Source organism: Pseudomonas azotoformans, assembly GCF_900103345.1.
GTDB classification, from domain to species: Bacteria; Pseudomonadota; Gammaproteobacteria; order Pseudomonadales; family Pseudomonadaceae; genus Aquipseudomonas; species Aquipseudomonas azotoformans.
Map to the genome: position 1 here is coordinate 3,709,697 of NZ_LT629702.1, position 20,876 is coordinate 3,730,572.

Below are 20,876 nucleotides of genomic sequence, written 5' to 3' on the forward strand. Positions count from 1 at the left end.
CGTTAGAGTAGTCAAATTGCTTGGGTGTTATATGGTCAAGCCTCACGGGCAATTAGTATTGGTTAGCTCAACGCCTCACAGCGCTTACACACCCAACCTATCAACGTCGTAGTCTTCGACGGCCCTTCAGGGAACTCAAGGTTCCAGTGAGATCTCATCTTGAGGCTAGTTTCCCGCTTAGATGCTTTCAGCGGTTATCTATTCCGAACATAGCTACCCGGCAATGCCACTGGCGTGACAACCGGAACACCAGAGGTTCGTCCACTCCGGTCCTCTCGTACTAGGAGCAGCCCCTCTCAAATCTCAAACGTCCACGGCAGATAGGGACCGAACTGTCTCACGACGTTCTAAACCCAGCTCGCGTACCACTTTAAATGGCGAACAGCCATACCCTTGGGACCGGCTTCAGCCCCAGGATGTGATGAGCCGACATCGAGGTGCCAAACACCGCCGTCGATATGAACTCTTGGGCGGTATCAGCCTGTTATCCCCGGAGTACCTTTTATCCGTTGAGCGATGGCCCTTCCATACAGAACCACCGGATCACTAAGACCTACTTTCGTACCTGCTCGACGTGTCTGTCTCGCAGTCAAGCGCGCTTTTGCCTTTATACTCTACGACCGATTTCCGACCGGTCTGAGCGCACCTTCGTACTCCTCCGTTACTCTTTAGGAGGAGACCGCCCCAGTCAAACTACCCACCATACACTGTCCTCGATCCGGATAACGGACCTGAGTTAGAACCTCAAAGTTGCCAGGGTGGTATTTCAAGGATGGCTCCACGCGAACTGGCGTCCACGCTTCAAAGCCTCCCACCTATCCTACACAAGCAAATTCAAAGTCCAGTGCAAAGCTATAGTAAAGGTTCACGGGGTCTTTCCGTCTAGCCGCGGATACACTGCATCTTCACAGCGATTTCAATTTCACTGAGTCTCGGGTGGAGACAGCGCCGCCATCGTTACGCCATTCGTGCAGGTCGGAACTTACCCGACAAGGAATTTCGCTACCTTAGGACCGTTATAGTTACGGCCGCCGTTTACCGGGGCTTCGATCAAGAGCTTCGCGTTAGCTAACCCCATCAATTAACCTTCCGGCACCGGGCAGGCGTCACACCCTATACGTCCACTTTCGTGTTTGCAGAGTGCTGTGTTTTTAATAAACAGTCGCAGCGGCCTGGTATCTTCGACCGGCATGAGCTTACGGAGCAAGTCCTTCACCCTCACCGGCGCACCTTCTCCCGAAGTTACGGTGCCATTTTGCCTAGTTCCTTCACCCGAGTTCTCTCAAGCGCCTTGGTATTCTCTACCCAACCACCTGTGTCGGTTTGGGGTACGGTTCCTGGTTACCTGAAGCTTAGAAGCTTTTCTTGGAAGCATGGCATCAACCACTTCGTTAACTAAAAGTTAACTCGTCATCAGCTCTCGGCCTTAGAATCCCGGATTTACCTAAGATTCCAGCCTACCACCTTAAACTTGGACAACCAACGCCAAGCTGGCCTAGCCTTCTCCGTCCCTCCATCGCAATAACCAGAAGTACAGGAATATTAACCTGTTTTCCATCGACTACGCTTTTCAGCCTCGCCTTAGGGACCGACTAACCCTGCGTCGATTAACGTTGCGCAGGAAACCTTGGTCTTTCGGCGTGGGTGTTTTTCACACCCATTGTCGTTACTCATGTCAGCATTCGCACTTCTGATACCTCCAGCAAGCTTCTCAACTCACCTTCACAGGCTTACAGAACGCTCCTCTACCGCATCACTTACGTGATACCCGTAGCTTCGGTGTATGGTTTGAGCCCCGTTACATCTTCCGCGCAGGCCGACTCGACTAGTGAGCTATTACGCTTTCTTTAAAGGGTGGCTGCTTCTAAGCCAACCTCCTAGCTGTCTAAGCCTTCCCACATCGTTTCCCACTTAACCATAACTTTGGGACCTTAGCTGACGGTCTGGGTTGTTTCCCTTTTCACGACGGACGTTAGCACCCGCCGTGTGTCTCCCATGCTCGGCACTTGTAGGTATTCGGAGTTTGCATCGGTTTGGTAAGTCGGGATGACCCCCTAGCCGAAACAGTGCTCTACCCCCTACAGTGATACATGAGGCGCTACCTAAATAGCTTTCGAGGAGAACCAGCTATCTCCGAGCTTGATTAGCCTTTCACTCCGATCCACAGGTCATCCGCTAACTTTTCAACGGTAGTCGGTTCGGTCCTCCAGTTAGTGTTACCCAACCTTCAACCTGCCCATGGATAGATCGCCCGGTTTCGGGTCTATTCCCAGCGACTAGACGCCCTATTAAGACTCGCTTTCGCTACGCCTCCCCTATTCGGTTAAGCTCGCCACTGAAAATAAGTCGCTGACCCATTATACAAAAGGTACGCAGTCACCTAACAAAGTAGGCTCCCACTGCTTGTACGCATACGGTTTCAGGATCTATTTCACTCCCCTCTCCGGGGTTCTTTTCGCCTTTCCCTCACGGTACTAGTTCACTATCGGTCAGTCAGTAGTATTTAGCCTTGGAGGATGGTCCCCCCATATTCAGACAAAGTTTCTCGTGCTCCGTCCTACTCGATTTCATGACTAAGAGATTTTCGCGTACAGGGCTATCACCCACTATGGCCGCACTTTCCAGAGCGTTCCGCTAATCTCAAAGCCACTTAAGGGCTAGTCCCCGTTCGCTCGCCACTACTAAGGGAATCTCGGTTGATTTCTTTTCCTCAGGGTACTTAGATGTTTCAGTTCCCCTGGTTCGCCTCTTGCACCTATGTATTCAGTACAAGATAACCATCTTATGATGGCTGGGTTCCCCCATTCAGACATCTCCGGATCAAAGTCTGTTTGCCGACTCCCCGAAGCTTTTCGCAGGCTACCACGTCTTTCATCGCCTCTGACTGCCAAGGCATCCACCGTATGCGCTTCTTCACTTGACCATATAACCCCAAGCAATCTGGTTATACTGTGAAGACGACATTCGCCGAAAATTCGAATTTCTCAATTACGAGAACTCACAAATTTTACCTTAGCCTGATCCGTTACCAGTGAAAGTAACGTTCAGTCTATCTTTCTATCACATACCCAAATTTTTAAAGAACGATCTAATCAAAGACTAGAAATCAACATTCATCACCGTCTTGGTGGAATGCTCATTTCTAAGCTTTCAAAACTTTCAGAAGCAGTAGTGGTGGAGCCAAACGGGATCGAACCGTTGACCTCCTGCGTGCAAGGCAGGCGCTCTCCCAGCTGAGCTATGGCCCCGTATTTCTACAGGCGTTTCCCACACAAAATTGGTGGGTCTGGGCAGATTCGAACTGCCGACCTCACCCTTATCAGGGGTGCGCTCTAACCAACTGAGCTACAGACCCAATTTCGGGCTGCTTCTTATCGTCTTCTTCAATGAATCAAGCAATTCGTGTGGGAACTTATGGAGCAGCTGATGTCGTCGATTAAGGAGGTGATCCAGCCGCAGGTTCCCCTACGGCTACCTTGTTACGACTTCACCCCAGTCATGAATCACACCGTGGTAACCGTCCTCCCGAAGGTTAGACTAGCTACTTCTGGTGCAACCCACTCCCATGGTGTGACGGGCGGTGTGTACAAGGCCCGGGAACGTATTCACCGCGACATTCTGATTCGCGATTACTAGCGATTCCGACTTCACGCAGTCGAGTTGCAGACTGCGATCCGGACTACGATCGGTTTTATGGGATTAGCTCCACCTCGCGGCTTGGCAACCCTCTGTACCGACCATTGTAGCACGTGTGTAGCCCAGGCCGTAAGGGCCATGATGACTTGACGTCATCCCCACCTTCCTCCGGTTTGTCACCGGCAGTCTCCTTAGAGTGCCCACCATTACGTGCTGGTAACTAAGGACAAGGGTTGCGCTCGTTACGGGACTTAACCCAACATCTCACGACACGAGCTGACGACAGCCATGCAGCACCTGTCTCAATGTTCCCGAAGGCACCAATCTATCTCTAGAAAGTTCATTGGATGTCAAGGCCTGGTAAGGTTCTTCGCGTTGCTTCGAATTAAACCACATGCTCCACCGCTTGTGCGGGCCCCCGTCAATTCATTTGAGTTTTAACCTTGCGGCCGTACTCCCCAGGCGGTCAACTTAATGCGTTAGCTGCGCCACTAAAAGCTCAAGGCTTCCAACGGCTAGTTGACATCGTTTACGGCGTGGACTACCAGGGTATCTAATCCTGTTTGCTCCCCACGCTTTCGCACCTCAGTGTCAGTATTAGTCCAGGTGGTCGCCTTCGCCACTGGTGTTCCTTCCTATATCTACGCATTTCACCGCTACACAGGAAATTCCACCACCCTCTACCATACTCTAGTCAGTCAGTTTTGAATGCAGTTCCCAGGTTGAGCCCGGGGATTTCACATCCAACTTAACAAACCACCTACGCGCGCTTTACGCCCAGTAATTCCGATTAACGCTTGCACCCTCTGTATTACCGCGGCTGCTGGCACAGAGTTAGCCGGTGCTTATTCTGTCGGTAACGTCAAAATTGCAGAGTATTAATCTACAACCCTTCCTCCCAACTTAAAGTGCTTTACAATCCGAAGACCTTCTTCACACACGCGGCATGGCTGGATCAGGCTTTCGCCCATTGTCCAATATTCCCCACTGCTGCCTCCCGTAGGAGTCTGGACCGTGTCTCAGTTCCAGTGTGACTGATCATCCTCTCAGACCAGTTACGGATCGTCGCCTTGGTGAGCCATTACCTCACCAACTAGCTAATCCGACCTAGGCTCATCTGATAGCGCAAGGCCCGAAGGTCCCCTGCTTTCTCCCGTAGGACGTATGCGGTATTAGCGTCCGTTTCCGAACGTTATCCCCCACTACCAGGCAGATTCCTAGGCATTACTCACCCGTCCGCCGCTCTCAAGAGAAGCAAGCTTCTCTCTACCGCTCGACTTGCATGTGTTAGGCCTGCCGCCAGCGTTCAATCTGAGCCATGATCAAACTCTTCAGTTCAAACATCTTTGGGTTTTTAAGAAACCCTAAACTTGGCTCAGCAATCGTTGGTTACATCTTTGATTTCTCGCGGAGTAACTTGTGATGCTGATAATCTTTTTGACTATCAGCCTGACTCCACAAGCACCCACACGAATTGCTTGATTCAGTTGTTAAAGAGCGGTTGGTTAAGATCTTTCGTCTCAACCGAGGCGCGCATTCTACAGCAGCCTCATTTGCTGTCAAGTGATTATTTTCAGAAGTTTTCGAAGATTTCGAAGATTTCTTCAACAACTTCAACCACTTGCGCTTCCGATCTCTCGTTAGCGGGAGGCGAATTCTACAGCGTTACACGCTGCTGTCAACACCTCTTTTTCTCCGCTTTCGACCGAGAGGATCGAAACGTTAATAGAGCCAAACAACACTGCTCTACCAACTCCTTCTGGGCCTCGATGATCTGAAGCAAGTCACTGTCGAATTCTGCGTAACTCTTTGTTTACCAAGGAGTTTTCCGTTTCGACTGCGCCGGAAGTGGAGCGAATTATAGACTTCCAGAATCTGCCGTCAACCCTTAATTACGCTTTTGTTGCAGAAAGTGGTTTTTTCGCAATAAGGCGTGGAAGTCTCCGCATCACAGCCGGTATCCGCAGCATCAACAGCAACGCACCTATAGAAGCATAGACAGCCCATTCCTTCAGATCCGCTCGCACGATCCACAACATATGCAGCAAACCAAGCCCAAGAATTACATACACCAAGCGATGCAGTTTCTTCCAGCGACTACCCAGCCGACGCTGACAGTAACGATTCGACGTCACCGCCAACACCAATAACGACAGGAACCCCAACGCACCCACAATAATGTAAGGCCGCTTGCGCAGCTCCACCCCCAATTGCGACCAATCAAGCCCCAGCACAAACACACAATAAGCGGCCAGATGCAGAACAACGTAGGCAAAGCACCACAGACCCAATTGTCGACGCACCGCTATCCACCCGGCCCAGCCGCTGAGCTTCTGCAGCGGCGTCATTGCCAGGGTGATCAGCAACAAGATCAACGTGCCAAGCCCCAGCCGATCGACCAGCACCTTGCCCGGATCCGGCCCCAGGACAGAGCTCCACGCTTCATAGAGCCAGAACAGCGGCCAAATCGCCGCAGCTATAAAGACGCCAACGCGCCAGATCGGGTAACGCATCAGTAATTCTTCCGCAGATCGAGATCGGTATAAAGAGAGGCCACCTCATCCGAATAACCATTGAACATCTGAGTCTCACGCACGTTGGGGCTGAACAGTCCACTCGGCAGGCGTCTCTCACGCGCCTGAGTCCAACGGGGATGATCGACCGTCGGGTTCACATTCGCATAGAACCCGTACTCGTTTGCAGCAATACTCTGCCAGGTGGTCTTCGGCTGTTCGCTCACAAGACTGATCCGCACAATGGATTTCACACTCTTGAAACCATACTTCCAAGGCACCACCAGGCGCAGCGGAGCGCCATTCTGGTTAGGTAATTCACGCCCATACATCCCCACGGCAAGGATCGCCAAAGGATTCATCGCCTCATCCAGACGCAAGCCCTCCACATAAGGCCAATCGATCAAGCCGAAACTCGAACGCTGCCCCGGCATGCTCTTGGGATCCTGGAGGGTTTCAAAACGGATGTACTTGGCCTTGGAGGTCGGCTCAACTTGCTTGAGCAGCGCGGAGATGGGAAAACCGATCCATGGAATAACCATCGACCATGCCTCGACACAGCGCAGACGGTAGATCCGCTCTTCCAGTTGATAGGGTTTCATGAAGTCTTCCAGAGCATAACGTCCTGGCTTAGCAACCTCGCCATCAATGACAACGCTCCACGGCTCGGTCTTGAGTGAACCGGCATTCGTGGCCGGGTCACCCTTACCTGTACCGAACTCATAGAAGTTGTTGTAGTGCGTGGCATCCTTGAAAGGCGTGATCGCCTCGTCCTTCACCGTGACAGCCTGCCATTGTGTGCCTGGCAGTTTGTCGGCAAACCAACTTGGCGCCCTGCCCGCCTCGACATCGGCATAACGCGAAGCCTCATCGGCACTGGCCCAACGCGGCAAGCTGCTGGCTGCAAGACCGGCAAGCGCACCACCGAGCAAACTGCGGCGAGAGAGATAGAAGGATTCAGGAGTGACATCCGACTCTTGGCAATCGGACGCTTTAGGCAATTTGATTAACATGGCAACTCCGCAGCATTGGAGAACTGATGCACCAATAGACTGCGGAGTATGGGGGAAATTACATTAAGGCAATGTTTTGTCCCGGCGCAGATGCAGCAAGTACTGAACCGGCCCCGAAGCGGCGTACACCAGGAACGCCAGCAACAGGATGCGCGGCGGATCACTGAACACCACGGCAAACACCAGCACAACTGCCAGAATCGCTACGAAAGGTACACGCCCCTTCAAGTCCAGTTCCTTGAAGCTGTTGTACTTGATGTTGCTGACCATCAGCATGCCGGCAGCGGCCACCATCAAGGCCACCAGAAACGACATCTTCGACCCCTGGATGCCGTAATCACTGAAGGCCCAGACGATACCCGCCACCACACCCGCAGCAGCAGGGCTGGCCAGACCGATGAAGTAACGCTTGTCGGCAGTCCCCACCTGGGTATTGAAGCGCGCCAGGCGCAAGGCAGCACCGGCAACATAGATGAAGGCAACCATCCAGCCAACCTTACCCATATCACCCAGCGCCCAGGCAAACGCCAGCAATGCGGGGGCGACGCCAAACGCAACCATGTCCGACAACGAGTCGTACTCGGCACCGAATGCGCTCTGGGTATTGGTCATGCGCGCCACACGGCCATCAAGGCCGTCTAGCACCATGGCCACGAAGATTGCGATGGCAGCAAAACCGAAATACTTGCTGGCGCTCGCCGCATCACCCGCTGCCAGGGCACTCTGCGCGCTCATGGAATTGATGATGGAGTAGAACCCGGCAAACAGGTTCGCCGTGGTAAACAGGTTGGGCAGAAGATAGATGCCACGATGCCGGACCTTGCGACCTTCCGCGTCATGCCCTTCCTCAACATGTTCATCGATCGGCAGCAGGCTTTCGGCGTCAGGAGCCTGGCTTGGCTCTTCGGGACGTTCGCTCATGGACTTTACCTTGCAACGGTGTGAAAAAAGTTCGACAGAAACTTGCGGCCAGTGTTCGCCCGCAAACGATGCAGCTTTATACCAGAACCCGCCGCCCAAACGAAAAAACGCGGCCTAGGCCGCGTTTTCCCTTGATACGTACGACTTAGTTCTTGGCTTTGTCGACGATCTTGTTGGCACCGATCCACGGCATCATGGAGCGCAGCTGCTCACCGATGACTTCGATACCGTGAGCGGCGTTGTTACGACGCTTGGCAGTCATCGAAGGGTAGCCGGTAGCGCCTTCGCTGATGAACATTTTGGCGTATTCGCCGTCCTGAATACGTTTCAGGGCGTTGCGCATGGCTTGACGGGACTCGGCGTTGATCACTTCCGGGCCAGTCACGTACTCGCCGTATTCGGCGTTGTTGGAGATCGAGTAGTTCATGTTGGCGATACCGCCTTCGTACATGAGGTCAACGATCAGCTTCAGTTCATGCAGGCATTCGAAGTAGGCCATTTCCGGCGCGTAGCCAGCTTCAACCAGGGTTTCGAAACCCGCTTTAACCAGCTCGACGGTACCGCCGCACAGTACGGCTTGTTCGCCGAACAGGTCGGTTTCAGTCTCGTCCTTGAAGGTGGTTTCGATGATGCCGGTACGACCGCCACCAACGCCAGCGGCGTAGGACAGTGCCACGTTCTTGGCGTTGCCCGATGCGTCCTGGTAGATCGCGATCAGGTCAGGAATACCGCCACCTTTGACGAACTCGGAACGTACAGTGTGACCCGGCGCTTTTGGCGCGATCATGATCACGTCCAGGTCAGCGCGTGGCACAACCTGGTTGTAGTGGATCGCGAAACCGTGGGAGAAGGCCAGGGTAGCGCCCTTCTTGATGTTCGGCTCGATTTCGTTCTTGTACAGCGCGGACTGGAACTCGTCCGGGGTCAGGATCATGACCAGGTCGGCAGCTGCAACAGCGGAAGCAACGTCAGTCACTTTCAGGCCGTGGGCTTCAGCCTTGGCAACAGTGGCCGAGCCTTTGCGCAGGCCAACGGTCACGTCAACGCCGGAATCTTTCAGGTTGCACGCTTGAGCGTGGCCCTGGGAACCGTAGCCGATGATGGCGACTTTCTTGCCCTGGATGATCGACAGGTCACAATCTTTATCGTAATAAACTTTCATGAGGTTCCTCTATATATCCAGGCCGTAGGGCCATTCGCTAATTTGGGTTAGATGCTGAGTACTTTGTCGCCACGGGCAATCCCGGTGACACCACTGCGTACCGTTTCCAGAATCGAGGCCGTCCCGATCGACTGGATGAAGCTGTCCAGTTTGTCGCTCGTACCGGTCAGTTGAACGGTATAAACGCTGGCGCTCACATCGACGATCTGCCCGCGATAAATGTCGGTCGTGCGCTTGATCTCGGCACGTTGGGCACCCGTAGCCTTGACTTTAACCAGCATCAGCTCGCGCTCGATGTGGGCACTTTCCGACAGGTCGACCAGCTTGACCACTTCGATCAGCTTGTTGAGGTTCTTGGTGATCTGCTCGATCACCTCATCGTGGCCTACGGTGGTCAACGTCAGGCGCGACAGGGTCGGGTCTTCAGTCGGGGCCACGGTCAGGCTTTCGATGTTGTAGTTGCGTTGCGAAAACAGGCCGACAACACGAGACAGAGCGCCGGGTTCGTTCTCCAGAAGCAGGGAGATAATATGCCGCATGATTAAGTACGCTCCGTCTTGTTCAGCCACATGTCGCGCATAGAGCCGTCTTTGATCTGCATCGGGTAGACGTGCTCGCTGGTATCCACCTGAATATCGATGAACACCAGGCGGTCCTTCATGGCGAACGCCTCTTCCATCTTCGGCTTCAGATCTTTCAGATCGGTGATGCGAATGCCGACGTGGCCATAGGCTTCAACCAATTTGACGAAATCCGGCAGCGACTCCATGTAGGAGTGGGAGTGACGGCTGTTGTAGCTCATGTCCTGCCATTGACGAACCATGCCCAGCACGCCGTTGTTCAGGCAGACGATCTTCACCGGAAGGCCGTACTGCAGGCACGTCGACAGTTCCTGAATGTTCATCTGGATGCTGCCCTCACCGGTGACGCACGCAACGTCTGTGTCCGGGAAGCTCAGTTTCACACCCATGGCCGCAGGGAAACCAAAGCCCATCGTGCCCAGGCCACCGGAGTTGATCCAGCGGTTAGGCTTGTCGAACTTGTAGTACTGCGCCGCGAACATCTGGTGTTGGCCCACGTCAGAGGTCACAAAGGCGTCGCCCTTGGTCACTTCGCACAGGGTCTCGATCACGGTTTGTGGCTTGATGATGCTGCCGTCACCCTTGTCGTAAGGGAACAGGCCGCGATCACCGCGCCATTCGTCGATCTGCTTCCACCAGCTGGCAACGGATTCCTTGTTCGGCGTCTCACCGATGTCCTTGAGCGCGGCAACCATTTCGGTCAACACGCTTTCAACAGGACCTACGATCGGCACATCAGCCTTGATGGTCTTGGAGATGGACGCCGGGTCGATGTCGATATGGATGATCTTGGCATTCGGGCAGAACTTGCTCGCGCCGTTGATCACACGGTCATCGAACCGCGCGCCCACGGCCAGGATCACGTCGGCATGGTGCATGGTCAGGTTGGCGGTGTAGCTACCGTGCATGCCGAGCATGCCGACGAACTGGCGGTCCGTACCCGGGAAGGCGCCGAGGCCCATCAAGGTGTTGGTGACCGGCAGGTTGAGCAGCTTGGCCAGTTCGGTCAGCGGTGCAGAACCGCCGCCCAGGATCACACCACCACCCGAGTACAGCACTGGGCGCTTGGCCGCCAACAGCATTTCTGCCGCCTTGCGGATTTGCCCTGAGTGCCCGCGAACCGCCGGGCTGTAGGAGCGCAGCTTGGCTTTCTTCGGGAAGATGTATTCGAATTTTTCAGCCGGGTTGGTCATGTCCTTGGGGATATCGACCACGACTGGTCCGGGACGACCGGACTGTGCGAGGTAGAACGCCTTTTTCATGACTTCCGGGATTTCCGAAGGATGCTTGATCATGAAGCTGTGTTTCACGATCGGCCGGGAGATACCGATCATGTCGGTTTCCTGGAATGCATCCGTCCCTACCATAGTGCTGGGCACCTGGCCGGAAATGATCACCATCGGGATGGAATCCATATACGCAGTCGCGATGCCGGTAATGGCATTGGTGGCGCCTGGGCCGGACGTTACCAATACCACGCCGGCTTTACCGGTGGCACGGGCGTAACCGTCAGCCATATGGGTCGCGGCCTGTTCGTGGCGAACCAGGATGTGGGTAACAGCCGGTTCCTTGAACAGTGCGTCGTAGACATGCAGCAGAGCACCACCTGGGTACCCGTAGATATAGTCGACGCCTTCGTCACGCAAAAAGCGGACGAGCATCTCACCGCCAGATAAAAGCTCCACGTTGTTCACCTCTAAAACGCCAGAATACCGTCCGTTGAAAACCGACGGGTCTTAATAGGTTTACTTCTCAACAGAGCATGAGCGACGGTGGTCGCCGACTACGTCAGCACTGACTGAGCAAGTATTGGGATCGTCCCAAGTGTTGCGGGCTTTTCCCACCCAGCGCGAGGTAACGCGTTGCGGGTGTAACAGGTCGGCGCGGATATGCGCCTCATGATCTGCTGAGCGGGCCTGCTTCTGGCAGTCCCGATACAGCGGACTTTGGATTCTTCTGTTTCAGGCCCTTCAAGTCAAGCAATAATTGCGCTTTTTTCCAACTAAGCGCATGAGAACGCAGAAGAAAGGGCTTTGAGGAGGGATAAAACTCGCCTGAATGTCGTCAAGCGGTAGAAATATGCGCAAGACTGCCGGTTTTTCCGGCAGTCAGGCAATTAACGAGCGTCGACGATCAATTGGTCGAACTTTTTCAGCGCATTGCGCAAGCCAAGGCTTTCCAGCGGACGATCGGCGTAGACCATCTCGGCCATTTCCAGGATGCCCGACGCATTGGGCAGCGGGAGGTCCTGTTCGAGGATCTGCTTCATGCGCACCAGAAAGATCCATTGCAGCCACTGGTGAAAGTCCAGGGTGTCGACCGAAAAAGGCTCGACACTACTGAGAGCCTCGACGCTGGGGGACACCTCGTCCCACCAGCCCTGCACACGCAACTCTCGTTCAATCAGCAATAACTGTTCGGCAATGGCGGGAAAACGTGCATCCATCAGAGGCTGACCTTGGCTTTCTGGCGCGCCTGGGCGGCACCGGCGGCGTCGCCTTGTGCGGCACGTGCGTCACCAATCAAGGCCCACAGGCTGGCTTGCAGGTCTGGACGACCGTTGGCCAGGGTCAGGCCACGACGCGCAAACTGCTCGGCCTGCGGTGCGTCGCCCTGGGCCATGCGTACCTGTGCCAGGCGATACAACACTTGTGGTTCACGCGGAGCTACACGCTGGGCGCGCTCGAGACTCGACGACGCACCGTTCAGATCACCGCCGGCCTGCTGTTGCTGGGCAGTGGTCAGCAGGGCCAGTACCGGGCCATCCAATTGCTCGTCAGCCGACAGGCCGCCAGCGCTGGAGGACGATGGAATGCCACTCGGGGTGGATGGCATGTTGTAGGTGCCCTGGTTGATCGGGGCTGCCTGAATCGGTGTCGAGTCAATCGGACCGGAGGTGCTTGGCCCCGGGGTCCACGGCTCGGCGCTGATCGGCGCCGACGTGGCTGCGCCACCACCCGGGACCATCACCACGACACCCGAGTCCTGCGGCACGGCTTGCGGCTTGGCCTGGGCGGGACGATTGGTCACGGTCTGGCGGAACCCGCCATTGGCCGAGATGCGGTCGTTATTGGACACGGTCGTACTCGAGTCCACCACGGGAATGGAGCCGCGCTGCACGCTGGCGCAACCATTGAGCAAAGCCAGAGCTGTAATAGCTGGAATCCACCACTTGTTCACTTGAAACCCTCTTTGCTTAATTCATCCAGCCCTTGACCCAATCCATCACCGACTCCGCATCAGCAGGGGCGCTGCCACCGCATGCGGCGCCGGGTGGCGGTTCGCTGCCGCGAATATACGGCATCTGTACCGCGCCCGGACAGTTGGCATCGGAGCCCTGCCCGGTGTGGGGATCGATCCAGGCCTGCACGATGTTGTCCGGCTGCGGCATGTTCAACGGCAGCGGGTCGGCCTTGCGCATGAAACTGGTCCAGACCTGCAACGCACCGGTGGCACCGGTGAACGGTGTCTTGCCGTTGTCGTCACGCCCCATCCACACCACCGCCAGCACATCCTGGCCAAAACCTGCGAACCAACTGTCGCGCGAATCGTTACTGGTGCCGGTCTTGCCCGCCAATGTCAGGTTGGACGGCAGCACCTTGTAGACCGAACTACCGGTACCCTCACGCATCACACGCTGCATGGCGTTCTGGATCAAGTAGATGGAGCCCGCATCGAAACGCTGCTGAATCTGGAACGGATAACGCTTGAGCGGCTCGCCTTCAGCGGTCAGCACGCTGCGGATCCCGCGCATCGGTGTATTGAAACCACCGTTGGCCAGGGTCTGGTACATCGTTGCGACTTCCATTGGCGTCATCGCACCGGCACCCAGCAGAATCGATGGAAACGCTGGGAACTCGCGTGTAATCCCCAGGCGCCCGAGGGTCTTCAGGACGTTTGGCACTCCCACTTCGAGGCCGAGACGCGAAGTGGAGATATTGTAGGAATGCGCCAACCCCTGGTACAGGAACACGGTCCCGTGGGAGCGACGATCAAAGTTCTGTGGCGTCCACACCTGCCCGTCAGCACCTTTTACTGACAGTGGGTCATCAGAGAGCCAACTGGTCAGGGTGTACTTGCTCGGTTTTTCCAGCGCCGTGAGGTACACCGCCGGTTTGACCAACGAACCAATCGGCCGCACGGCATCCAGCGCGCGGTTGAAACCGGCGAAGCTGGCCAGCCGGCTGCCGACCAGGGCCTGGACCTCCCCGGTTTCCGGGTTGGTCACGACCATGGCCGCTTCGACTTCATCCGCGCCTTTGCGGCCCGTCATACGCTTGAACGTGTCATTGACCGAGGCTTCGGCCTTCATCTGCAGGATCGGGTCGAAACTGGTGAAAATCCGCAGGCCTTCTTCGGTCAAGTCTTCGTCACGATAGTCTTCACGCAGCTGGCGCTTGACCAGGTCGATAAAGCCTGGGAAAGAACTGTCTGCCAGCTTGCCGCGGGTAGTGACACCCAATGGCATTTTCTTCGCGGCGGCAACTTGTTCAGCGGTGGCAACACCTTGTTGCTCTAAAACATCCAGCACCAGGTTACGCCGCTCCAGCGCACGCTCGGGGTTGCGGCGCGGGTTGTAGTAGGAAGGCCCCTTGACCATCCCGACCAGCAACGCAACCTGGTGCAGCTTCAGTTCGGACAGCGGCTGGCCAAAGAAGAATTGGCTGGCCAGACCGAAACCATGCACCGCGCGCTGACCGTCCTGGCCGACGAATACCTCATTGAGGTACGCCTCGAGGATTTCCTGCTTGCTGTAGTGCAACTCCAGCAGCATCGCCATCATGGCTTCGGTGAGTTTGCGGGTCAGGCTGCGTTCGTTGGTGAGGTAGAAGTTCTTGACCAACTGCTGCGTCAGCGTACTGCCGCCCTGGGTCATCTTGCCGCCGGACGTATTCACCCAGACTGCACGGGCGATCGATTTCGGCGAGACGCCCCAGTGATGATAGAAATCACGATCTTCAACGGCGACCAGGGTTTCCAGCAGGTAAGGTGGTACCTGATCGAGCTTGATCAGGATGCGATCTTCAAGGTTCTTCGGGTAAATACCACCGATCATCAACGGCTCAAGGCGAACCACAGGCAGTTTCGAGCCGTTGAGGGATGATAACTCGGCGACGTAATCGCCGGAGAAACGCACGCGCACCGGCTGGGCTTTTTCCAGGCCTTCATAGAACTGGAAGCCACGGGTATTCAGGTCGACGGTATTACCGCTGACAGCTGCCGCACCCGGGCCATTGCTGACGGGTTCACGACGGTAACCCAAGGCATCGAGCTCGGTCAGGAAGTCATCCTTGCTCAGCTTCTGGCCGGTGAACAATTCCAGCGGGCGCGCGTACACCTTGGCCGGAATGGTCCAGCGCTTGCCGGAGAATTTCTCCTGCACCACAGCGTCGAGGTAGACCGCAAAGCCGGCAAGCACCACAAGGCCTACCAGGCCAAGCTTGAGCGCCCAGCCAAGCCAGGGGCGCAGGCCACGGGAAGTAGGTTTTTTACGGGAACGGGGAGATCGGGTTCGAGTCATGGCGGCGGATTATACGCACTTTATTGATGATCAACATGAGCCGGACAGCGGTTTGCACCAGCGGTCGCAGCAGCCATAATGCCCGCCATGTTTTTCCCCAGACTCTGAAGGATCGCCCGTGAGCCAGTCCCTGATCGCTGCCCTGCAAAATCCGGCTTTATACCCTCATCCGGTTGAAGCGTTCCAAGTCATTGAGACCCATATTTCCTGGGTCGTACTGACCGGTCCTTACGCCTACAAGCTGAAAAAGCCGATGAACTTCGGATTTCTGGATTTCACCGACCTGGAAAAACGCGGTCACTTCTGCAACGAAGAGCTGCGCCTCAATCAGCGCCTGACCGAAGATTTGTATCTTGAAGTGTTGCCGATCACCGGGACAGCCGAGGCCCCGCAATTGGGTGGCGACGGCCCGGTTATCGAGTACGCGTTGAAAATGCGCCAGTTCCCGCAGAGCCAGTTGCTCAGCACCCTGCAAGCCAATGGAGAACTGACCAGCGCGCACATCGATGAAATGGCCAAGCAGATCGCGCACTTCCACCTCTCAGCACCGAAAGTGCCACAAGAACACCCGGCCGGCACACCTGATGAAGTAATGGCGCCGGTTCGCCAGAACTTCGACCAGATCCGTCCATTCCTTAGCGAAAAGGCTGACCTCACCCAGTTGGAAGCTTTGCAAGCCTGGGCAGAAAGCAGCTTCGAGCGCCTCAAGCAGCTGTTCGCCCAGCGCAAACAGGAAGGCTTCACCCGTGAGTGTCACGGTGATATTCACCTGGGTAACGCCACATTGATCGATGGTCACGTGGTGATCTTCGACTGCATAGAATTCAACGAGCCCTTCCGCTTCACCGACGTGTACGCCGATACCGGCTTCCTGGCCATGGACCTGGAAGACCGTGGGCTCAAGTCCCTGGCACGCCGCTTCATCAGTCAGTACCTGGAATTGACCGGTGACTATCAGGGCCTGGAAGTGTTGAACTTCTATAAAGCCTACCGCGCTCTGGTCCGCGCCAAGATCGCGCTGTTCAGCATGCCGAGCGAGGCCAGCCCGGTGCAGCGCGCCACGACCCTGCGCCAATACCGCAACTACGCCAACCTGGCGGAAAGCTACAGCACCATTCCATCGCGTTTCCTGGCCATTACCCACGGCGTTTCGGCTGTCGGTAAAAGCCATGTGGCCATGCGCCTGGTGGAATCACTGGGTGCGGTGCGCCTGCGCTCGGACGTGGAGCGCAAGCGCCTGTTTGGCGAGCAACAGGTGGAAAACACACCACAGGCCGGTATCTATGCGACCGACGCCAGTGTCGCGACTTACGCACGCCTGAACGAAATCGCCGATACCGTGCTGCGTGCCGGCTACCCGGTCGTACTGGATGCGACCTTCCTGAAACGTGAACAACGCGATGCGGCTGCCAAAGTTGCCGAAGCCACGGGTGCGCCTTTCCTGATTCTGGATTGCAACGCCCCACAAGCCGTTATTGCCAGCTGGTTGGCGCAACGTCAGGCGGACAAAAACGATCCTTCCGACGCGACACTGACGGTTATCGAAGAACAGCAAGCCCAGCGGGACCCACTCACCGCCGAGGAGTTGCTCCTCAGCAAGCGCGTCGAGACCAATGAAAGCGGGACCCTCGATGCACTGGTGGCGCATATTCGCCAGCGTCTGCCAGGGCTGTAAGAAAAATTTATTGGTCGTGTCGCCTACTTGGGGCGCACGGCCGCGCAATAGTGGCACTATAATGGCGTCATAAATCCAACGGGAGTCGCCGTCATGAGTCAGCCCAAGCTTCTTGATACTCCGCTTTACTCGCTCCTGCATAAAGACGATGTCCGAGGCTTCAACCAGGAACGCCCAAAAGACGGTGTCATCGACATGCGCGGTGGTGACTTCCGTGGGCTGGATTTGCGCGAACTGAATGCGACAGGTGTGGACTTTACCGACGCCTATTTCCGATCTGCCGATTTGCGCGGGCTGGACCTGCGCAACTGCCCGCTGGAGGGCGCCAGCCTGGCCCACGCGCAGATTTCCGGCACGTACTTCCCGCCGGAACTGAGCGCTGACGAGATTCTCATGTCGGTCAATTTCGGCACACGCCTGCGCTATCGCACTCGCTGAAACCCTCTGCTTCCGCCCCGGTTTCGCGCAGGCGTGCCGGGGGCTTCCCGCCTGCCTGACCTCATCATGCTTATACGTCTTTAGGCCGTTTCCGACTAAAGAACTACGCTTTTCCTACTGAGCGCTACACTTCTGTTCAGGCTTGCCTGGTCACGATACCCACCGCACCATTCGGCCGTCGCAAGGAGGCTTGATGAACGATGAGCTGCAACACCTGAAAAACCTTGGCAAGACGTCAGCACAGTGGTTGCATGCGGTGGGCATCCACAGTGCGTCCGACTTGCGTCGCCTGGGTGCGGTCGATGCCTACCGGGCCGTGCGGACGCGCGGGTTTCGCGCATCGAAAGTGCTGCTGTATGCCATCGAAGGAGCATTGATGGACGTGCACTGGAATGACATTCCTGCCGAGCGCAAGGAAGCACTCAACCGTCAGGTGGACGCTATTTCAACGCGCTCAAAAAATTAGATCGACTATCAGGGCCAACGTTTACAGGCATTCCGAACGGGCGTTTGAGAAAACCTTAAGGCGCCGAGAAACAAATGTTGACTCTCAAATGAGAATCGTTATGATTATCACAACTGGTCGCGAGATCAGCCGATAACTGAAAGACCATTGGTTCGGACTCTCAGATTATCTCCTCATCAGGCTAATCACGGTTATTTGACCCGGCTTTTGCCGGGTCTTTTTTTGCCTATGGAAAAGCCGGATTCAGCGCGCAATGATCAGAGGATGCCCGCGCTCGGGATGGGCCTGCACAAGCACATCCAGACCAAAAACAGCTTTCAAGGGCCCAGGTTGCATCACCTGCGCCGGCGTATCCAAGGCATGCGGGCGCCCCGCCTCCAGCAACAGAATACGGTCACAGTATCGGGCCGCGAGGTTCAAGTCGTGAAGGATCACCAGCACCGCCGCGCCGCGATCGGCAAAGGTGCGAATGGCTTGCAAGGTAGTATGTTGATGCAAGGGGTCCAGCATTGACGTCGGCTCATCCAATAGCAGCGTCTGCCCCGCTTCTCCCGGCCACAATTGCGCCAGCACCCGCGCCAGGTGCACCCGCTGGCGCTCGCCACCGGACAACGCCAGATAGCTGCGACCGCTCAAGTGCCCGACGTCAGCCGCCTGCAAGGCCGCCTCGATAATCTCATCATCGCGTACCCGCCCAGTCTGGTGAGGCAAGCGGCCCATACCCACGACCTCTTCAACACGGAAAGCGAAGTCCAGTGTCGAGCTTTGTGGCAACACCGCCAAGCGCTGCGCTCGTTGTGCCCCACTCCACTCCTGCAAAGGACGTTGATCCAGGCACACCTTGCCTTGGTCCGGATGCAACTCGCCGCACAGCGCACCGAGCAGCGTACTCTTGCCCGCTCCATTGGGACCCAGCACGCCAAGCACTTCACCCGGCAACAGATCAAGCGTGACATCCGCCAACACGATTTTGCGACCACGGCAGATCTGCAAGTTTTCTACACGCAGCATCAGGCACGCCCCCGCAACAACAGGTAAAGAAAAAACGGCGCGCCAATGAACGCAGTGACGATACCGATCGGCAACTCAGCCGGCGCCAGGGCCAGCCGCGCAACCAGATCGGCAAACAACAACAGACTCGCACCCGCCAGGACCGATGCGGGCAACAGCACCCGATGATCCGGCCCCGCCAGCAAACGCACCAGATGCGGCACCACCAACCCCACGAAACCAATCATGCCCGCAGCCGCCACCGCCGCGCCCACACCCAAGGCGGTACAGAAGACCAATTCACGCTTGAGGCCTTCCACATCAATACCGAGGTGACTGGCCTCAGACTCACCGAGCAGCAAGGCATTCAGCGCTCGAGCCCTGCGCGGCAACCACAGCGCCACGCCCGCGCTCACCAGCAACAGCGGCCATAACCGTGAATAGCTGGCGCCGTTGAGACTGCCCAGGTTCCAAAAAGTGAGGGTACGCAATGTCGCGTCGTCAGCCAGGTAGGTGAACAGGCCCACCGCCGAACTGGCGAGGGCCGTAAGGGCTATACCCGCGAGCAGCATGGTCGCGACGTTGGTCTGGCCGTTGCGCCGTCCCAGCCGATAGACCAGCGCCGTCACACCCAAGCCCCCCAGGAATGCGCAGAGTGACAACAGATACGGCCCGAACGCATCCGGCAAACCGCCGAAAAACGAACCGCCGACAATCGCCACCGCCGCCCCCAACGCGGCACCGCTGGAAACCCCCACCAGGCCCGGATCAGCCAGGGGATTGCGAAAAAGCCCCTGCATTGCCACACCGGACAAAGCCAACACACCGCCGACTGCCAACCCCAACAACGTACGCGGCAAACGGATTTGCCCCAGGATCAACTCAGCCTGCTCCAGCCCCTGGGCATCAATCGGCAGCCCCAGCAGTCGCAACGCCGCCTTGAGCGTATCCATCAATGGCAGGCTGACCGGCCCCAGCGCCAACGAGAGCCAGATAGCCAATACACACAACAACGCCAACCCAACAAACAGCGTCTTCGGTTTAACCAAAGTCGTCATGGGGCAGGCTTGGCTTGGGACGGGTAAAACCCGGCAGACAGGTCCGCTAGACTTCGCGGCAGGCGTGGCCCGAGTCCTCCAACCAGCAAGGTGGGGTCGACCTCAAACACTCGCCCGCTCTTGGCCGCCGGCGTGGACGCCAGGATCGGGTTTTCCTTGAACAGTGCCGCGCGCGCCGCATCACCGCTGAGGGCACGGTCAGCAAACACCAGCACATCCGGACTCAAGCCCGCCAACGACTCCACCGAAAACGGCTTGTAACCTTCATGGGTCGCCAGATTGCGCCCGCCTGCCTGTTGCAGCATCCAGTCAGCCGCAGTGTCTTTACCCGCAATCAGCGGCTTGCCGCCCGCATGCCCGAGCAACAGCAATACGCCGGGGGCCTTTTGCGTGGATTGGGCCTTGGTCACCCAGCGTTTCTGCTGATCCAGTGCCTGCTCATATCCGGTAAACAATTCGTTGGCCTTGGCCTCGCTGCCCAGCAACTTACCCAGGTGTTGAAGATTGCCTTTCAATGTAGGTAGATCCGGCTGCGCCGAGAACATCTCCACCTGCACGCCCGCGCTGCGAATCTGCGCCAGCACTGGCGGTGGCCCCATTTCTTCGGTGCCGACCAGCACCTGCGGGCGCAGACTCAGAATGCCTTCCGCCGACAACTGCCGTTGATAGCCAATGCTCGGTAACGCCTTGAGGGCTTCAGGATGCTGGCTGGTGGTGTCCACCCCGACCAGCTTCGACTCACCGCCCAGGGCAGTCACCCATTCCGACAGTGCCCCACCGGCACTCACCCAACGTTGTGGCAGTTCAGAGGCTTGCGCCCCGTGATTGACCAGCAGTCCGACAACAAGCGCAATAGCGCTGGCACTCAGGCGCATAACAGGGTTTCCTTCCAGGGCAGGGCC

15 protein-coding genes, 2 tRNA genes and 2 rRNA genes are annotated in these 20,876 nt (G+C 56.6%); 3 read left to right on the forward strand and 16 right to left on the reverse strand.

What is annotated here, in order from left to right:
* Positions 1 to 31: 31 nt before the first annotated feature.
* The 13 genes from BLR69_RS16740 to mrcB all read right to left on the reverse strand — a co-directional run bounded on the left by BLR69_RS16740 (position 32) and on the right by mrcB (position 15,347).
* A 23S ribosomal RNA gene (locus tag BLR69_RS16740) occupies positions 32 to 2,923 on the reverse strand.
* A gap of 249 nt (positions 2,924 to 3,172) precedes the next feature.
* Positions 3,173 to 3,248, reverse strand: a tRNA-Ala gene (locus BLR69_RS16745).
* Between the two features lie 30 nt (positions 3,249 to 3,278).
* Positions 3,279 to 3,355, reverse strand: a tRNA-Ile gene (locus BLR69_RS16750).
* Positions 3,356 to 3,437: 82 nt separating this feature from the next.
* A 16S ribosomal RNA gene (locus BLR69_RS16755) occupies positions 3,438 to 4,974 on the reverse strand.
* Together the 16S and 23S rRNA genes with 2 tRNA genes alongside form the textbook arrangement of a ribosomal RNA operon.
* 554 nt (positions 4,975 to 5,528) lie before the next feature.
* A complete protein-coding gene (gene msrQ, locus BLR69_RS16765; RefSeq protein WP_071493535.1) occupies positions 5,529 to 6,149 on the reverse strand; it encodes a protein-methionine-sulfoxide reductase heme-binding subunit MsrQ in 621 nt (206 codons plus the stop codon).
* Entirely contained in the window at positions 6,149 to 7,162 is a 1,014-nt protein-coding gene (gene msrP / locus BLR69_RS16770; RefSeq protein WP_071493536.1) for a protein-methionine-sulfoxide reductase catalytic subunit MsrP, read from the reverse strand. Before msrP ends, msrQ begins: the two co-directional genes overlap by 1 nt.
* Positions 7,163 to 7,225: 63 nt before the next feature.
* Positions 7,226 to 8,083, reverse strand: a complete 858-nt coding sequence (gene pssA / locus BLR69_RS16775; protein WP_058427621.1) for a CDP-diacylglycerol--serine O-phosphatidyltransferase — start codon at positions 8,081 to 8,083, stop codon at positions 7,226 to 7,228.
* Positions 8,084 to 8,228: 145 nt separating this feature from the next.
* A complete protein-coding gene (gene ilvC, locus BLR69_RS16780) occupies positions 8,229 to 9,245 on the reverse strand; it encodes a ketol-acid reductoisomerase (RefSeq protein WP_003176099.1) in 1,017 nt (338 codons plus the stop codon).
* Between the two features lie 47 nt (positions 9,246 to 9,292).
* Complete coding sequence (ilvN, locus tag BLR69_RS16785) at positions 9,293 to 9,784, reverse strand: acetolactate synthase small subunit (RefSeq protein ID WP_003176102.1); 492 nt, start codon at positions 9,782 to 9,784, stop codon at positions 9,293 to 9,295.
* Positions 9,785 to 9,786: 2 nt separating this feature from the next.
* On the reverse strand, positions 9,787 to 11,511 hold the full coding sequence (locus BLR69_RS16790) for an acetolactate synthase 3 large subunit (protein WP_038844180.1): 1,725 nt from the start codon (positions 11,509 to 11,511) through the stop codon (positions 9,787 to 9,789).
* Between the two features lie 431 nt (positions 11,512 to 11,942).
* Positions 11,943 to 12,272, reverse strand: a complete 330-nt coding sequence (locus BLR69_RS16795; protein ID WP_071490023.1) for a YqcC family protein — start codon at positions 12,270 to 12,272, stop codon at positions 11,943 to 11,945.
* Positions 12,272 to 13,006 (reverse strand): tetratricopeptide repeat protein, encoded by a 735-nt coding sequence (locus BLR69_RS16800; protein ID WP_071493537.1) that lies wholly within the window; start codon positions 13,004 to 13,006, stop codon positions 12,272 to 12,274. Before BLR69_RS16800 ends, BLR69_RS16795 begins: the two co-directional genes overlap by 1 nt.
* A gap of 16 nt (positions 13,007 to 13,022) precedes the next feature.
* Positions 13,023 to 15,347, reverse strand: coding sequence for a penicillin-binding protein 1B (mrcB, locus tag BLR69_RS16805; protein ID WP_071493538.1), 2,325 nt, complete (start codon positions 15,345 to 15,347; stop codon positions 13,023 to 13,025).
* A 118-nt stretch (positions 15,348 to 15,465) separates the two neighbouring features.
* Here mrcB and BLR69_RS16810 point away from each other — a divergent pair, with 118 nt between their 5' ends.
* From BLR69_RS16810 to BLR69_RS16820, 3 genes are all read left to right on the forward strand, one after another.
* Positions 15,466 to 17,022 (forward strand): bifunctional aminoglycoside phosphotransferase/ATP-binding protein, encoded by a 1,557-nt coding sequence (locus BLR69_RS16810; protein WP_071493539.1) that lies wholly within the window; start codon positions 15,466 to 15,468, stop codon positions 17,020 to 17,022.
* A 93-nt stretch (positions 17,023 to 17,115) separates the two neighbouring features.
* Positions 17,116 to 17,460 carry a pentapeptide repeat-containing protein gene (locus BLR69_RS16815; RefSeq protein ID WP_071493540.1) on the forward strand — a complete coding sequence of 115 codons (345 nt, stop codon included), beginning with the start codon at positions 17,116 to 17,118 and terminating at the stop codon, positions 17,458 to 17,460.
* 193 nt (positions 17,461 to 17,653) lie between these two features.
* Positions 17,654 to 17,926 (forward strand): TfoX/Sxy family protein, encoded by a 273-nt coding sequence (locus BLR69_RS16820; protein ID WP_071493541.1) that lies wholly within the window; start codon positions 17,654 to 17,656, stop codon positions 17,924 to 17,926.
* A 243-nt stretch (positions 17,927 to 18,169) separates the two neighbouring features.
* Here BLR69_RS16820 and BLR69_RS16825 read toward each other — a convergent pair whose 3' ends face one another.
* From BLR69_RS16825 to BLR69_RS16835, 3 genes are read right to left on the reverse strand one after another with little or no spacing between them, the layout of a single operon-like run.
* The gene (locus BLR69_RS16825) at positions 18,170 to 18,937 is read right to left on the reverse strand and encodes a heme ABC transporter ATP-binding protein (protein ID WP_071493542.1); all 768 of its coding nucleotides are present in this window, start codon (positions 18,935 to 18,937) and stop codon (positions 18,170 to 18,172) included.
* Entirely contained in the window at positions 18,937 to 19,974 is a 1,038-nt protein-coding gene (locus BLR69_RS16830) for a FecCD family ABC transporter permease (RefSeq protein ID WP_071493543.1), read from the reverse strand. The genes BLR69_RS16825 and BLR69_RS16830 overlap by 1 nt, the downstream gene beginning before the upstream one ends.
* Positions 19,971 to 20,849 (reverse strand): heme/hemin ABC transporter substrate-binding protein, encoded by an 879-nt coding sequence (locus BLR69_RS16835; RefSeq protein WP_071493544.1) that lies wholly within the window; start codon positions 20,847 to 20,849, stop codon positions 19,971 to 19,973. Before BLR69_RS16835 ends, BLR69_RS16830 begins: the two co-directional genes overlap by 4 nt.
* Positions 20,850 to 20,876: the final 27 nt, after the last annotated feature.

What these genes read in the sequence shown, in the direction of transcription:
- BLR69_RS16830 (WP_071493543.1), bottom strand. Translation starts at nt 19,974, where the DNA reads ATGACGACTTTGGTTAAACCGAAGACGCTGTTTGTTGGGTTGGCGTTG.
- msrQ (WP_071493535.1), bottom strand. Translation starts at nt 6,149, where the DNA reads ATGCGTTACCCGATCTGGCGCGTTGGCGTCTTTATAGCTGCGGCGATT.
- ilvC (WP_003176099.1), bottom strand. Translation starts at nt 9,245, where the DNA reads ATGAAAGTTTATTACGATAAAGATTGTGACCTGTCGATCATCCAGGGC.
- msrP (WP_071493536.1), bottom strand. Translation starts at nt 7,162, where the DNA reads ATGTTAATCAAATTGCCTAAAGCGTCCGATTGCCAAGAGTCGGATGTC.
- pssA (WP_058427621.1), bottom strand. Translation starts at nt 8,083, where the DNA reads ATGAGCGAACGTCCCGAAGAGCCAAGCCAGGCTCCTGACGCCGAAAGC.
- BLR69_RS16795 (WP_071490023.1), bottom strand. Translation starts at nt 12,272, where the DNA reads ATGGATGCACGTTTTCCCGCCATTGCCGAACAGTTATTGCTGATTGAA.
- BLR69_RS16825 (WP_071493542.1), bottom strand. Translation starts at nt 18,937, where the DNA reads ATGCTGCGTGTAGAAAACTTGCAGATCTGCCGTGGTCGCAAAATCGTG.
- ilvN (WP_003176102.1), bottom strand. Translation starts at nt 9,784, where the DNA reads ATGCGGCATATTATCTCCCTGCTTCTGGAGAACGAACCCGGCGCTCTG.
- BLR69_RS16835 (WP_071493544.1), bottom strand. Translation starts at nt 20,849, where the DNA reads ATGCGCCTGAGTGCCAGCGCTATTGCGCTTGTTGTCGGACTGCTGGTC.
- BLR69_RS16820 (WP_071493541.1), top strand. Translation starts at nt 17,654, where the DNA reads ATGAACGATGAGCTGCAACACCTGAAAAACCTTGGCAAGACGTCAGCA.
- mrcB (WP_071493538.1), bottom strand. Translation starts at nt 15,347, where the DNA reads ATGACTCGAACCCGATCTCCCCGTTCCCGTAAAAAACCTACTTCCCGT.
- BLR69_RS16815 (WP_071493540.1), top strand. Translation starts at nt 17,116, where the DNA reads ATGAGTCAGCCCAAGCTTCTTGATACTCCGCTTTACTCGCTCCTGCAT.